We start from the raw sequence: 13803 nt of genomic DNA, 5'->3' as shown, positions 1-13803 counted from the left end.
CAGGCGGCGCGTCGTCCCTAGGCTTCGTCCGTGACCCGCGCCGATCTCGACAAGCAGCCCACCGACGTCCGTCGGATGTTCGACGCCGTCGCGAAGCGGTACGACGTCACGAACGACGTCCTCTCGCTCGGGCAGGACCGGCGCTGGCGGCACGAGGTCATCCGGGCCGTCGACCCGCAGCGCGGCGAGCGGGTCCTCGACCTCGCCGCCGGCACCGGCACCTCGAGCCAGCCGTTCGCCGACCGTGGCGCGCGGGTCGTCCCGTGCGACTTCAGCCTCGGGATGCTCCGGGTCGGCAAGGCCGCCCGCCCGCACCTGCCGTTCACCGCGGGCGACGGCACCCGGCTGCCGTTCGCCGACGCGACCTTCGACGCGGTCACCATCTCGTTCGGGCTGCGCAACATCGTCGACCCGGTCGCCGGCCTGCACGAGCTGCGTCGCGTCACCCGCCCCGGCGGCCGCCTCGTCGTCTGCGAGTTCAGCCACCCCACCTGGGCGCCGTTCCGCACCGTGTACGTCGAGTACCTGATGAAGGCGCTCCCGCCGGTCGCGCGCGCCGTCTCCTCGTCCCCCGACGCCTACGTCTACCTCGCCGAGTCGATCCGCGCCTGGCCCGACCAGCCCGCCCTCGCCGCCCTCCTCGCGGACGCCGGCTGGCAGGCACCCGAGTGGCGCAACCTCTCCGGCGGCATCGTCGCGCTGCACCGCGCCCGCGCGTAGCCCACCGCGAGGGACGAGCCACCCCCGCCGCTGCACGCTGACCCGTCACCTATGGGCGACGGGTCAGCGCACAACTGCACGCCGACCCGTCACCTATAGGTGACGGGTCAGCGCGGGGTCGGCGGTCCTACTGCTGCTGCGACCTCGCGACCAGCCGCTGCCCGAGCGAGCCGGCCGACTGCGCGTCGAGCAGGTTCGTCTGCGACTCGACCAGCCGCATCAGCGCGCCGTCGGCGCGCATCTGCTCCGACGACTGCATGAGGATCGTGCCGGCGCCGGTGAAGTCGTACTGACGCTCCTCGCCGGACTCGCGGCCGAACATGCCCTGGATGCCGGCCATGAACGACTGCGCCATCCAGTTGTGGTCGTAGTGCACCGAGGGCGACGGGCAGTCGGCCCAGCCGAGCAGGGCGTCGGGGTCGGCGCGGAACGGCGGCTCGACGAAGATCACCGGGCCGGACGACGACGCGAGGAACTTGCCGGTGCCGATCAGGGTCAGGAAGCCGGGCACGATCGACTGCTTGAGCTCCAGGCCGGTCTCGAAGGCGAGCAGGTTCGAGGCCTTGATCGTCAGGTTGCCGACCTCGAGGTCGTAGGAGTTGATGTCGAAGCCGCGGTCGCCGATCACGAGCTTGCCCTGGCCCGCGGCGATCACCCAGTCCTGCGTGTAGATCGGCGAGGAGAACCGGGACGCCACCCACGCGGCACGGGAGGCGAAGGCCGCCACGCCGGAGAAGTCGATGTTGCCGTAGTAGGCGATCATCGCGCCCTTGGACGTGAACCACTCGCCGTTCAGGTCGATGCAGAACGAGTAGGAGTTGATGTTGTCGTTCGAGGGGAGCGACTGGGCGTCGTAGACGGTCGAGCCGCCGGTCATCTGGATCACTGGAACTTCTCCTCGGAGGCCTGGATGTAGACACGTCCGTGTCCGGTGCAGTGCAGCTGGGTCGCCTCGCCCGAGCCGCGGCCGACGACGTCGCGGATGCCGCCGCTGACCTTGAAGTCGATCTGCATCGCCCCGACGTGCCCGACGTAGGCCTGCGGGTCGACGCCGACCATCTCGCCGTTCACCGGGATCTCGAAGGTGCCGCCGTGCGACAGCAGGGCGACCGACCCGGACCCGCTGACCTTCGTCGTGAAGAGCCCCTGGCCCGACACGGCGCCGCGGACCGCCTGGCGGATGCCGCCCTGCCCGATCATTTCCACCGACGTCGACAGGTTGGCGTGGTGCGCCAGCAGCCGGTCCGCCTCGACGGTCAGGGTCTCGTTGTTGAGCTCGACGAGCGTCACGTAGTGCCCGCGGAAGCCGTAGAGCGCGTTGCCCTGCCCCTCGGCGACCATCATCGGGACCGACTCGCCGGCCATCGCGCGCCCGACCATGCCGCCGACGCCGCCCCCACCGCTGATCGGGCGGAAGGTGACGGCGCCGGAGTACCCGAGCATCGCGCCGCGGCGGGCGATGACCTCGCCGCCGGGGGAGACGTCGGTCCGGATGACCTTCTTGTTCAGCTGCTCGAACGCCATCGTCAGATCACCTCTCCGCGGGCTGGATGTAGACGGTGCCCTGGCCCTCGAAGCGCAGGCTGAACGGCTCGCCGCCGCCCTCGCCGACGAGGCTGCGCCAGGTCACCCCGGAGACCAGGCTCATCTGGATCTGGCCGGTGCCGGCGACGTAGGCGTCGGGGTCGACCACGAGCGGCATCCCGGGCGCGACGGCCAGCGGGATCATCGGCCCGTCGGAGGTGATCGCGCACTGGCCCGACCCGGTGACGGTGGTCGTCGCGAGGCCCTGGCCGCTGGTCATCCCCCGCAGCCCGGCGAACTGGACGTCGAGCTTGAGGCCGTCGGTGACGGCGAGGATGTGCTCGGACTCGACCGTGAGCCGGTCGTTGTCGAGCACCACGACGGTCACGTCGAGGGCGTCCTTGGCGAGGTAGGCCCGGCCGTGGCCCTGGCACTCCATCAGCGTGATGCTCTCGCCGGCCACCCGCTGGCGCACCGCGGCGCGGAGCCCGCCGCCGCCGCCCATGCCCGCGTGCTTGAAGGTCATGTTGCCGGTGTAGGCGACCATCGCGCCCTGGGCGGCTCGGACGCTGTCGCCGGTGAGGTCGGCGTGGAGCACTTTCTTGTCGGCGGTCAGGGTCGCCATCGGGCCTCCGGTGCAGGGGGGAGCGGTCGAACCGCCGGATCTGGAGGCACCCTAACGAGCGATCCGGCCGTCGCGGGAGACCCGTGTCGCCGGGGGTGTCGCCGGGGGTGTCGCCGGGGGCGACGGCGTCGTCAATTACGCAACGCTTCCGTGCGTTAAATTCGCAGGTCAGGGCCGGTTTTGCCGAACCCCTCCCGGGTGTGACGTGGGCGACTCGGGGTGGCAGTATGACTGCGATCGCTCCTCGTGATTCAGTTCACAAAGTCACAAGTGGCACCGTGCGCGAGGAACCTTGTCGTCGTGGAAGGGAAGGCCGGATGGACTTCTACACACCCGTCCTCGTCCTCGCGGCGCTGGCCGCGATCTTCGCGGTCGGCTCCATCGTCACCAGCGCGTTCGTCGTGGGCCCTCGCCGCTACAACCGTGCCAAGCTCGACAGCTACGAGTGCGGCATCGAGCCCACTCCGCAGGCCGTCGGCGGCGGCCGGTTCCCGGTGAAGTACTACATCATCGCGATGCTCTTCATCGTCTTCGACATCGAGATCATCTTCCTCTACCCGTGGGCCGTGCAGTTCGACGCGATGGCGCTCTTCGGGCTGGTCGAGATGGTCATCTTCATCGGCACCGTCTTCGTCGCCTACGCCTACGTCTGGCGCCGCGGCGGCCTCGAGTGGGACTGAGGACCGCGATGAGGACGAGCACGGCACCGGCACCGCTCATGGCACCGCTAACGGCACTGGCTTCGGGAAGGCACTGACACCGTGGGTATCGAGGACAAGCTCCCGAGCGGCGTGCTGCTCAGCACGATCGAGGGTCTCTCCGGCTACATGCGCAAGGCCAGCTTCTGGCCGGCGACGTTCGGGCTGGCCTGCTGCGCCATCGAGATGATGACGTCCGGCGGCCCGAAGTACGACCTGGCGCGCTTCGGCATGGAGGTCTTCCGGGCCAGCCCGCGCCAGGCCGACCTGATGATCGTGGCCGGCCGGGTGAGCCAGAAGATGGCCCCGGTCCTGCGCCAGATCTACGACCAGATGGCCGAGCCCAAGTACGTGCTCGCGATGGGCGTCTGCGCCAGCAGCGGCGGCATGTTCAACAACTACGCGATCGTCCAGGGCGTCGACCACGTCGTCCCCGTCGACATGTACCTCCCGGGCTGCCCGCCGCGTCCGGAGATGCTCATCGACGCCATCCTCAAGCTGCACGACCAGGTGCAGCACGCCAAGCTCGGCGCCAACCGGATCGCCCAGATCGAGGAGCGCGAGTCCGTGGCCCTCACGGCGCTGCCCACCTCGGAGATGAAGGGGCTGCTGCGCTGATGGCCGCCGAGGACAAGACCACCGGTCCCGACCAGTCGTCGGCCGGCGAGGGCAAGACCCCGGCCACGACCGGCGACGAGGTCCGGGCCGTCGGTCAGCGCACCGGCATGTTCGGCGTCCGCGGCACCGGCGACACCAGCGGGTACGGCGGCCTGGTGGCCCCGATCGTCTTCCCGGGGGCCGCGCAGCGGCCCTTCGGCGGCTGGTTCGACGAGGTGGCCGACGCGCTCGAGTCGACCACGAGCCTGGGCCGCGTCGTCGTCCACCGCGGCGAGATCACCTTCCACGTCCGTCGCGAGGACCTCCTCGCGACCGCGCAGCACCTGCGCGACGACCCGCGGCTGCGCTTCGAGTTCTGCTCCGGCGTCAGCGGGGTGCACTACCCCGACGACACCGGCGCCGAGCTGCACGCGGTCTACCACCTGCTGTCGATGTCGTTCAACCGCCGGATCCGGCTCGAGGTCAGCGTCCCCGACAGCGACCCGCACCTCCCGTCGATCGTGAGCGTCTACCCGACCAACGACTGGCACGAGCGCGAGACCTGGGACATGTTCGGCATCGTGTTCGACGGCCACCCCGCACTCACCCGGATCCTCATGCCCGACGACTGGCCGGGCCACCCCCAGCGCAAGGACTACCCCCTCGGCGGCATCCCCGTCGAGTACAAGGGCGGCACCATCCCGCCGCCCGACCAGCGGAGGTCGTACAGCTAATGACTACTCAGGACGACATCTACGCCGGCTCCACGGAGACGACGGAGGGCAAGGTCTTCACGGTCAGCGGCCGTGACTGGGACGACATCGTGGCCGGGCTGGCCGACAACGAGGGCGTCGAGGAGCGCGTCGTGGTCAACATGGGCCCGCAGCACCCCTCCACCCACGGCGTCCTCCGCCTGATCCTCGAGATCGACGGCGAGACGGTCACCGAGGCCCGCTGCGGCATCGGCTACCTCCACACCGGCATCGAGAAGAACATGGAGTTCCGCTCCTGGGTGCAGGGCACGACCTTCTGCACCCGGATGGACTACCTCTCCCCGTTCTACAACGAGGCGACGTACTGCCTGGGCGTGGAGCGGCTGCTCGACATCGAGGACCAGATCCCCGAGAAGGCCAGCGTCATGCGGGTCCTGATGATGGAGCTGAACCGGCTCTCCTCGCACCTGGTCTGCATCGCCACCGGCGGCATGGAGATCGGCGCGCTGACCGTCATGACGATCGGGTTCCGCGAGCGGGAGCTCGTCCTCGACCTGTTCGAGCTGATCACCGGCCTGCGGATGAACCACGCCTTCATCCGTCCCGGCGGCGTCGCCCAGGACCTCCCGCCGGGTGCGCTCGAGGAGATCCGCGGGTTCGTCGCGCTGATGAAGAAGCGGCTGCCCGAGTACGCCGCCCTCTGCAACGCCAACCCGATCTTCAAGGCTCGCCTCGAGGGCGTCGGCCACCTCGAGCTCGACGGCTGCCTGGCCCTGGGCCTCAGTGGCCCGCCGATCCGCGCGGCCGGCTACGCCTGGGACCTGCGCAAGACCGAGCCGTACTGCGGCTACGAGGACTACGAGTTCGACGTCCAGACCTGGGACACCGCCGACGCCTACGGCCGCTTCCGGGTGCGCCTCAACGAGATGTGGGAGTCGCTCAAGATCATCGAGCAGGCCGCCGACCGGCTCGCGGGCCTCGAGGGTGCGCCCGTCATGGTCGGCGACAAGAAGATCGCCTGGCCCAGCCAGCTCGCGATCGGCAGCGACGGCATGGGCAACTCCCTCGACCACATCCGCCACATCATGGGTGAGTCGATGGAGGCCCTGATCCACCACTTCAAGCTCGTCACCGAGGGCTTCCGGGTGCCGCCCGGCCAGGCCTACGTGCCGATCGAGTCGCCTCGGGGCGAGCTCGGCGCCCACGTCGTCTCCGACGGCGGCACGCGTCCGTTCCGCGCGCACTTCCGCGACCCGTCCTTCACCAACCTGCAGGCCACGAGCGTGATGAGCGAGGGCGGCCAGGTCGCCGACGTCATCGTCGCCATCGCCTCGATCGACCCCGTCATGGGAGGTGTCGACCGCTGATGACACCCCACGGAACTCCTCTCCACCTCGGCCTCGCTCCTTCGTCGAACAGCTCCGAGGGGACCCCGCGATGACGATCGAACAGACGACGTACGGCGAGCTCGAGGCGATCGCCGCGCGCTACCCCGAGAAGCGCTCGGGCCTGCTGCCGATGCTGCACCTCGTGCAGTCGGCCCAGGGCCGGATCACGCCCGAGGGCATCGAGGTCTGCGCCGAGATCCTGGGGATCTCCGCGGCCGAGGTCAGCGGCGTGGCGACGTTCTACACGATGTACAAGCGCCGGCCCGTGGGCGACTACCACGTCGGCGTGTGCACCAACACGCTGTGCGCGGTGATGGGCGGCGACGAGATCTTCGCCCGGCTCAAGGACCACCTCGACGTCGGCAACGACGAGACCACCGACGACGGCAAGATCACCCTCGAGCACGTCGAGTGCAACGCGGCCTGCGACTACGCCCCGGTGATGATGGTCAACTGGGAGTTCATGGACAACATGACCCCGCAGAAGGCCACCGACCTGGTCGACGACCTGCGCGCGGGCACCGAGGTCACCTCCACCCGAGGTCCGCGGCTGTGCACCTGGCGCGAGGCCGAGCGGGTGCTCGCCGGGTTCCCCGACGGCCGCGCCGACGAGGGCCCCTCGGCCGGGCCGGCGTCGCTGGTCGGCCTGGGCATCGCCCGCGACCGCGGCTGGACGGCGCCGTCCTCCGACGAGTCCGACAAGCAGCTCACCGGCGGCGACGAGGCACCCGCCGTCCCGTCGGAGCCGGCGGAGAGGGAAGAGGCCGCCGCCGAGGCCGGCGACCAGGGTGCGACGGTCAACGAGGCCGCCACCGTCGAGGAGCAGAGCCCGACCGACGAGACGGCAGCCGAGAAGAAGGAGGCCGACTGATCATGACCGTGCCTCGAGACGCTCGCCTCGCCCGCTCCTCAGCAACAACCGGTGGAAGGACACTTCGTGGCTGACGTACTGACCCCCGTCCTCACCGACGACTGGGACGCCGAGCGCAGCTGGACGCTGGCGACCTACGAGTCGCGCGGTGGCTACGGCGCGCTGACGAAGGCGCTGGCGATGCCGCAGGACGACATCATCACCGCCGTCAAGGACTCCGGGCTCCGCGGCCGGGGTGGGGCCGGCTTCCCGACCGGCATGAAGTGGTCCTTCATCCCGCAGGACAACCCGAAGCCGAAGTACCTCGTGGTCAACGCCGACGAGTCGGAGCCGGGCACCTGCAAGGACATCCCGCTCATGATGGCCACGCCCCACACGCTGGTCGAGGGCGTCATCATCAGCTCGTTCGCGATCCGGGCCAACCACGCCTTCATCTACATCCGCGGCGAGGTCCTGCACGTGATCCGCCGGGTCCAGGCCGCGGTCGCGGAGGCCTATGCCGCCGGCCACCTCGGCAAGGACATCCACGGCAGCGGCTACGACCTCGACATCGTCGTCCACGCCGGCGCCGGCGCCTACATCTGCGGCGAGGAGACCGCCCTCCTCGAGGGCCTCGAGGGTCGCCGCGGCCAGCCCCGCCTGCGCCCGCCGTTCCCGGCCGTCGCCGGTCTCTACGCGAGCCCGACGGTCATCAACAACGTCGAGTCGATCGCCTCGGTGCCCAGCATCATCGGCAACGGCCCGGCCTGGTTCGCCTCGATGGGCACCGAGAAGTCGAAGGGCTTCGGCATCTTCTCCCTCTCGGGCCACGTCACGAACCCCGGTCAGTACGAGGCACCCCTCGGCATCACGCTGCGCGAGCTGATCGACCTCGCCGGCGGGATCCGCGAGGGCCACCAGCTGAAGTTCTGGACGCCGGGCGGCTCGAGCACCCCGCTCCTGACCGACCAGCACCTCGACCTGCCCCTCGACTTCGAGGGCATGGCCGGGGCCGGCACCATGCTCGGCACCCGGGCGCTGCAGCTCTTCGACGAGACCACGTGCGTCGTCCGGGCCGTGCTGCGCTGGACCGAGTTCTACAAGCACGAGTCCTGCGGCAAGTGCACCCCGTGCCGCGAGGGCACGTGGTGGCTGGTGCAGACCCTGGCCGCACTCGAGCGCGGCGAGGGCAGCGAGAGCGACCTCGACCTGCTGCTCGACCAGTGCGAGAACATCCTCGGCCGCTCGTTCTGCGCGCTCGGCGACGGCGCGACCAGCCCGATCTCGAGCTCGATCAAGTTCTTCCGCGACGAGTACCTCGCCCACCTCACCCACGGCGGCTGCCCGTTCGACGCCGCCGCCTCCACCGTGTGGGCCGGATCCCTGACGGGAGCAGACGCATGACGACGACCCCCGACAAGACCGCGACCGACCTGGTCTCGGTGACCATCGACGGCATCCAGGTCGACGTCCCCAAGGACACCCTGGTGATCCGCGCCGCCGAGCAGGTCGGCGTCCAGATCCCGCGGTTCTGCGACCACCCGCTCCTCGCGCCGGTTGGCGCCTGCCGCCAGTGCCTCGTCGAGGTCCCGGACGCCGGCAACGGGCGCGGGTTCCCCAAGCCCCAGGCCGCCTGCACCCTCCCGGTCGCCCCCGGCATGGTCGTGAGCACGCAGATCACCAGCGAGGTGGCCGACAAGGCGCAGCAGGGCGTCATGGAGTTCCTCCTCATCAACCACCCGCTCGACTGCCCGGTGTGCGACAAGGGCGGCGAGTGCCCCCTGCAGAACCAGGCGATGAGCAACGGCCAGGGGGAGTCGCGCTTCGTCGCGTCGGGCTCGGGCGGGGTCAAGCGCACCTTCCCGAAGCCGATCAACCTCTCACCCCAGGTGCTGCTCGACCGAGAGCGCTGCATCGTGTGCCAGCGCTGCACCCGCTTCGCCGAGGAGATCCCCGGCGACCCGTTCATCGCGCTGGTCGAGCGCGGCGCCATGCAGCAGATCGGCATCGCCGAGAACGCCCCGTTCCTGTCCTACTTCGCCGGCAACACGATCCAGATCTGTCCCGTCGGCGCGCTGACGTCGGAGTCCTACCGGTTCCGGTCGCGCCCCTTCGACCTCGTCTCCAGCCCCTCGGTCGCCGAGCACGACGCGTGCGGCTCCGCGATCCGCGTCGACCACCGCCGCGGCAAGGTGGTGCGCCGCCTCGCCGGCAACGACCCCGAGGTCAACGAGGAGTGGATCACCGACAAGGACCGCTTCGCCTTCACCTACGCCACCCAGGACGACCGGCTGACCTACCCGCAGGTGCGCGACACCGACGGGTCGCTGCGTCCGGCGTCGTGGCCCGAGGCCTTCGCGGTCGCGGCCCGGGGTCTCGCGGCGGCCCGCCAGCAGGGTGGAGTCGGCGTCCTGACCGGCGGCCGCCTCACCGGCGAGGACGCCTACGCCTACAGCAAGTTCGCCCGCGTCGCGCTCGGCACCAACGACGTCGACTTCCGCGCCCGACCGCACTCGGCCGAGGAGGCGTCGTTCCTGGCCGCGCACGTCGTGGCGACCGGGCCCGACGGCGGTGCGGTCACCTTCGGTGACCTCGAGACCGCCGCGACCGTCGTCCTGGTGGGCTTCGAGCCCGAGGACGAGGCCGGCGCGATCTTCCTGCGCCTGCGCAAGTCGGCGGTCCACCACCGCACCCGCGTGCTCGCCGTCGCGCCGTTCACCACGCGCGGCCTGAGCAAGATGAACGGCACCCTGCTCCCGACCGCGCCCGGCGACGAGCCGGCCACCCTGGCCTCGCTGCTCGGTCACGCCGACCACGGGATCGACAGCACCGCGGTGATCCTGGTGGGCGAGCGGCTCGCGACCGTCCCGGGTGCCCTCAGCGCCGCCGTCGACCTGGCTGCCAGGAGCGGGGCTCGTCTCGCCTGGGTGCCGCGCCGCGCCGGCGACCGGGGCGCCGTCGAGGCCGGCTGCCTGCCGAACCTGCTGCCCGGCGGCCGACCGGTCGCCGACGCCGCCGCCCGCGTCGACGCGGCCACCGCCTGGGGCGTCGACTCGCTGCCCGAGGCGCCCGGCCGCGACGGCGACGCGATCGTCGCCGCGCTGCTCGCCGGCGACCTCGGGGGACTGGTCGTCGCCGGTGTCGAGCCCGCCGACACCACCGACCCGGCCGCCACCACGGCCGCCCTCGCCGCGGCGTCGTTCGTCGTCGCCCTGGGGCTGCGGGCCAACGACGTGACGCGAGCCGCCGACGTCGTCCTCCCGGTCGCCCCGGTGACCGACAAGGCCGGCACCTTCGTCAACTGGGAGGGCCGGGTCCGCGGTTTCGACGCCGTCCTGTCCAACCCGGCCTCGCTGCCCGACCTCCGCGTCCTCGCGGGCATCGCCGAGGAGCTCGCCGCGCTCGGCCACGGTGCCCCGCTCGGCTTCCGCACCGTCGAGGAGGTCTGGTCGGAGATGGCGCAGATCGGCCCCTGGGACGGCGCCCGCGCCGCCTTCGAGCCGGTCGCCTTGGCGACGTCCGGCGCCCAGGGCGCCCAGGGCCTGGTCCTGTCGAGCTGGAAGCTGATGCTCGACCACGGCTCCATGCAGGACGGCGACAAGCACCTGGCCGCCACCGCACGCCCGGCCGTCGCCCGCGTGGGCCGCGCCGTCCACGACGCCTGCGGGCCGACCGTCACCGTCACCGGCGACCGTGGCTCGATCACCCTGCCGGCCGAGGTCGCCCCCGACATCGTCGACGGCGTCGTCTGGCTCCCCGCCGGCTCCACCGGACGCGGCCTGCTCGCAGACGTGGCCTCGCCCGGCACCCGCGTCACCGTCACCGGAGGCACCCCATGACCGGCCTGACCAGCATGATCGGCTCCGTGACCGGCGGCCTCCCGCTCGTCGTCGACGCGGGGCTGCAGGCCTTCGGCCGCGACACGTGGTGGGTGATCCTGCTCAAGGTCGTCCTGATCTTCGTCGTCCTGGTGCTGCTCACCCTCTTCAACATCTGGCTCGAGCGCCGCGTCGTGGCCCGGATGCAGCACCGCATCGGGCCGAACGTGCACGGTCCCTTCGGCCTCCTGCAGTCGCTCGCCGACGGCGTGAAGCTGATGTTCAAGGAGGACATCCTCCCCACGGCCGCCGACAAGGTCGTCTTCGTCCTGGCGCCGATCCTGGCCGTCATCCCGGCCTTCGTGACGTTCAGCGTCATCCCGTTCGGCCCCGAGGTGAACTTCTTCGGGCAGCGGACCCCGCTCCAGCTCACCGACATGCCGGTCGCGGTGCTCTTCGTGATGGCCATCGCCTCGATCGGGATCTACGGCATCGTGCTCGGCGGCTGGTCCAGCGGGTCCACGTACTCGCTGCTCGGCGGGCTGCGCTCGAGCGCCCAGATGATCTCCTACGAGGTCGCGATGGGCCTCGCGCTCGTCGCGGTGTTCCTCTACGCCGGCTCCATGTCCACCTCGGAGATCGTCGCCGCCCAGGACGACCTGTGGTTCGGGCTGATCCTGGTCCCGTCGTTCGTCATCTACACGATCTCGATGGTCGGTGAGACCAACCGGGCACCCTTCGACCTCCCCGAGGCCGAGGGCGAGCTCGTCGGCGGGTTCCACACCGAGTACTCCTCGATCAAGTTCGCGCTGTTCTTCCTGGCCGAGTACATCAATATGGCGACGGTCTCGGCGCTCGCGACGACGCTGTTCCTCGGTGGCTGGCACGCGCCGTTCTGGATCGACGAGCTGTACGCCGGCTTCAACGAGGGCTACTGGCCCGTGCTGTGGTTCTTCGGCAAGATGTTCGTCTTCATCTTCATGTTCATCTGGCTGCGCGGCTCGCTGCCCCGGATGCGCTACGACCAGTTCATGGCGCTCGGCTGGAAGATCCTGATCCCCGGCGCGCTGGTCTGGATCGTCGCCGTCGCGACGCTCCGGGTCGCCAAGCTCGAGGGGTGGCTCGACAGCGACCGGCTGCCGATCATCCTGGGCATCGCCCTCGTCGCGTTCCTCGCGCTGCTCTTCGTCGGCGGCAAGGACGACGACGACACGACCACGGTCGAGCCCGACGAGAAGACCGTCGTCGGCGGCTTCCCGACCCCGCCCATGCCGGCCGGAGGTGCCGTCCGCGGCGCCGCCGCGCCGCTCGTCTTCGACAGTCCCGCCCGGACCAGCACCGTGGCAGGGGAGGAGGTCTGATGGCCGACAAGAGCTCGGAATCGAAGTCCTTCAAGGAGCAGTTCATCGACCCGGTCGCCGGGTTCGGCGTCACGTTCCGCACGATGTTCCGCAAGGTCGTCACGGAGCAGTACCCCTTCGAGAAGCTGCCCACCGCGCCCCGCTTCCACGGCCGCCACCAGCTGAACCGCTGGCCCGACGGCCTCGAGAAGTGCATCGGCTGCGAGCTGTGCGCCTGGGCCTGCCCGGCCGACGCGATCTACGTCGAGGGTGCGTCCAACAGCGACGACGTGGCCAACGGCGGCGAGCGCTTCAGCCCCGGCGAGCGCTACGGCCGCGTCTACCAGATCAACTACCTGCGCTGCATCCTGTGCGGGCTGTGCATCGAGGCCTGCCCGACGCGGGCGCTGACGATGACCAACGAGTACGAGCTGGCCGACGACAACCGCACCGACCTGATCTACGAGAAGTCCGACCTGCTGGCGCCGCTCCTGCCCGGCATGGAGCAGCCGCCGCACCCGATGGCCGACGGCCTCGACGAGGGCGACTACTACCGGGGGATCTTCGCGGGCAACACGACGCCCGCCGGCACCGGAGGGGAGTCGGCGTGATCGCGTTCTGGGTCCTCGCCCCGCTGATGGTGGTGGCCGCGCTCGGCCTGCTGTTCGTGCGCAAGGCCGTGCACGCCGCGCTGCTGCTGGCCGTGGTGATGATCAGCCTCGCCGTCCTGTACGCCGCCCTCGAGGCGCCGTTCCTCTTCGCGGTGCAGATCATCGTCTACACCGGCGCCATCTTGATGCTCTTCCTGTTCGTGCTGATGCTGGTCGGCGTCGACTCCTCCGACTCGGTGGTCGAGACGATCAAGGGCCAGCGGGTCCTCGCCATCGTCGCCGGGCTCCTGCTCGGCTCGATCCTGGTGATCGGCCTGGCCCAGGTCACCCTCGGCTCCGCGATCGGGCTCGAGTCGGCCAACGACGGCGGCAACGTCCCGGCCCTGGCCAACCTGATCTTCTCGCGCTACGTCTTCGCCTTCGAGGTGACCAGCTCGCTGCTCATCACCGCCGCCGTGGGCGCGATGGTCCTGGCCCACCGCGAGCGGCTGACGCCGAAGCCGGGCCAGGCCGAGCTCGCCGCGCAGCGGATGCGCGACTACGCCGACAAGGGCACGCACCTCGGTCCGCTGCCCGCCCCCGGCGTCTACGCCCGGCACAACGCGGTCGACACCCCGGCGCTGCTGCCCGACGGCACCGCCGCGGAGTCGTCGGTCTCGCGCGTGCTCGCCGCTCGCGGCACCGTGCGCTCGGCGCCGGCGATGGCCGACGACATCGAGGACCTGAAGCGGCAGCTCGGCATCGACCCCACCACCCGCCCGGGCACGTCGGGCCGGTCCGGGGCCACGGCCTCGAGCGAGGAAGACGTCGCCACCCCCACGAACGAGGACGGTCACGATGACTGAGCACGTCATCGCCACCCCGGCGGGTTCCTCGGCTCCTCCGTCTCGCTCCTCCGCCGAACAACGCACCGGGGACC

General features: G+C 70.7%; 14 protein-coding genes. 11 read left to right on the top strand and 3 right to left on the bottom strand.

All coding sequences use genetic code 11. The features are described from left to right. The first annotated feature begins 30 nt into the window (after positions 1 to 30). A complete protein-coding gene (locus E4623_RS05160) occupies positions 31 to 720 on the top strand; it encodes a demethylmenaquinone methyltransferase (RefSeq protein WP_134765481.1) in 690 nt (229 codons plus the stop codon). 127 nt (positions 721 to 847) lie between these two features. On the opposite strand, the gene E4623_RS05155 is transcribed toward E4623_RS05160, so the two are convergent. From E4623_RS05155 to E4623_RS05145, 3 genes are read right to left on the bottom strand one after another with little or no spacing between them, the layout of a single operon-like run. Beyond that, positions 848 to 1597, bottom strand: coding sequence for an AIM24 family protein (locus E4623_RS05155; RefSeq protein ID WP_134765682.1), 750 nt, complete (start codon positions 1595 to 1597; stop codon positions 848 to 850). Between the two features lie 5 nt (positions 1598 to 1602). After that, positions 1603 to 2244 (bottom strand): AIM24 family protein, encoded by a 642-nt coding sequence (locus E4623_RS05150; protein WP_134765480.1) that lies wholly within the window; start codon positions 2242 to 2244, stop codon positions 1603 to 1605. Positions 2245 to 2251: 7 nt separating this feature from the next. Continuing rightward, on the bottom strand, positions 2252 to 2869 hold the full coding sequence (locus E4623_RS05145) for an AIM24 family protein (RefSeq protein WP_134765479.1): 618 nt from the start codon (positions 2867 to 2869) through the stop codon (positions 2252 to 2254). Positions 2870 to 3186: 317 nt separating this feature from the next. Here E4623_RS05145 and E4623_RS05140 point away from each other — a divergent pair, with 317 nt between their 5' ends. From E4623_RS05140 to E4623_RS05095, 10 genes are all read left to right on the top strand, one after another. Then, a complete protein-coding gene (locus tag E4623_RS05140) occupies positions 3187 to 3549 on the top strand; it encodes an NADH-quinone oxidoreductase subunit A (protein ID WP_134765478.1) in 363 nt (120 codons plus the stop codon). 81 nt (positions 3550 to 3630) lie between these two features. After that, positions 3631 to 4185, top strand: coding sequence for an NADH-quinone oxidoreductase subunit B (locus E4623_RS05135; RefSeq protein WP_134765477.1), 555 nt, complete (start codon positions 3631 to 3633; stop codon positions 4183 to 4185). After that, the gene (locus E4623_RS05130; protein ID WP_134765476.1) at positions 4185 to 4898 is read left to right on the top strand and encodes an NADH-quinone oxidoreductase subunit C; all 714 of its coding nucleotides are present in this window, start codon (positions 4185 to 4187) and stop codon (positions 4896 to 4898) included. Before E4623_RS05135 ends, E4623_RS05130 begins: the two co-directional genes overlap by 1 nt. Further along, entirely contained in the window at positions 4898 to 6244 is a 1347-nt protein-coding gene (locus E4623_RS05125) for an NADH-quinone oxidoreductase subunit D (protein WP_134765475.1), read from the top strand. Before E4623_RS05130 ends, E4623_RS05125 begins: the two co-directional genes overlap by 1 nt. Positions 6245 to 6314: 70 nt before the next feature. Then, a complete protein-coding gene (nuoE, locus tag E4623_RS05120) occupies positions 6315 to 7136 on the top strand; it encodes an NADH-quinone oxidoreductase subunit NuoE (protein ID WP_134765474.1) in 822 nt (273 codons plus the stop codon). A 66-nt stretch (positions 7137 to 7202) separates the two neighbouring features. Continuing rightward, the gene (nuoF, locus tag E4623_RS05115) at positions 7203 to 8519 is read left to right on the top strand and encodes an NADH-quinone oxidoreductase subunit NuoF (RefSeq protein ID WP_134765473.1); all 1317 of its coding nucleotides are present in this window, start codon (positions 7203 to 7205) and stop codon (positions 8517 to 8519) included. Continuing rightward, positions 8516 to 10954 carry an NADH-quinone oxidoreductase subunit G gene (locus tag E4623_RS05110; protein ID WP_134765472.1) on the top strand — a complete coding sequence of 813 codons (2439 nt, stop codon included), beginning with the start codon at positions 8516 to 8518 and terminating at the stop codon, positions 10952 to 10954. The genes nuoF and E4623_RS05110 overlap by 4 nt, the downstream gene beginning before the upstream one ends. A 14-nt stretch (positions 10955 to 10968) precedes the next feature. After that, positions 10969 to 12294, top strand: a complete 1326-nt coding sequence (nuoH, locus tag E4623_RS05105) for an NADH-quinone oxidoreductase subunit NuoH (RefSeq protein WP_209020542.1) — start codon at positions 10969 to 10971, stop codon at positions 12292 to 12294. Continuing rightward, positions 12294 to 12884: an NADH-quinone oxidoreductase subunit NuoI gene (gene nuoI / locus E4623_RS05100; RefSeq protein ID WP_134765470.1), complete on the top strand. Its 591-nt coding sequence runs from the start codon at positions 12294 to 12296 to the stop codon at positions 12882 to 12884. The genes nuoH and nuoI overlap by 1 nt, the downstream gene beginning before the upstream one ends. Then, positions 12881 to 13729, top strand: a complete 849-nt coding sequence (locus E4623_RS05095) for an NADH-quinone oxidoreductase subunit J (RefSeq protein ID WP_134765469.1) — start codon at positions 12881 to 12883, stop codon at positions 13727 to 13729. The genes nuoI and E4623_RS05095 overlap by 4 nt, the downstream gene beginning before the upstream one ends. Positions 13730 to 13803: the final 74 nt, after the last annotated feature.

This window comes from Nocardioides sp. 1609 (assembly GCF_004522105.1).
Classification (GTDB): Bacteria; Actinomycetota; Actinomycetes; order Propionibacteriales; family Nocardioidaceae; genus Nocardioides.
The sequence above is the reverse complement of the archived record's forward strand: the minus strand, read 5'-3'. Positions and strand labels throughout refer to the sequence as shown.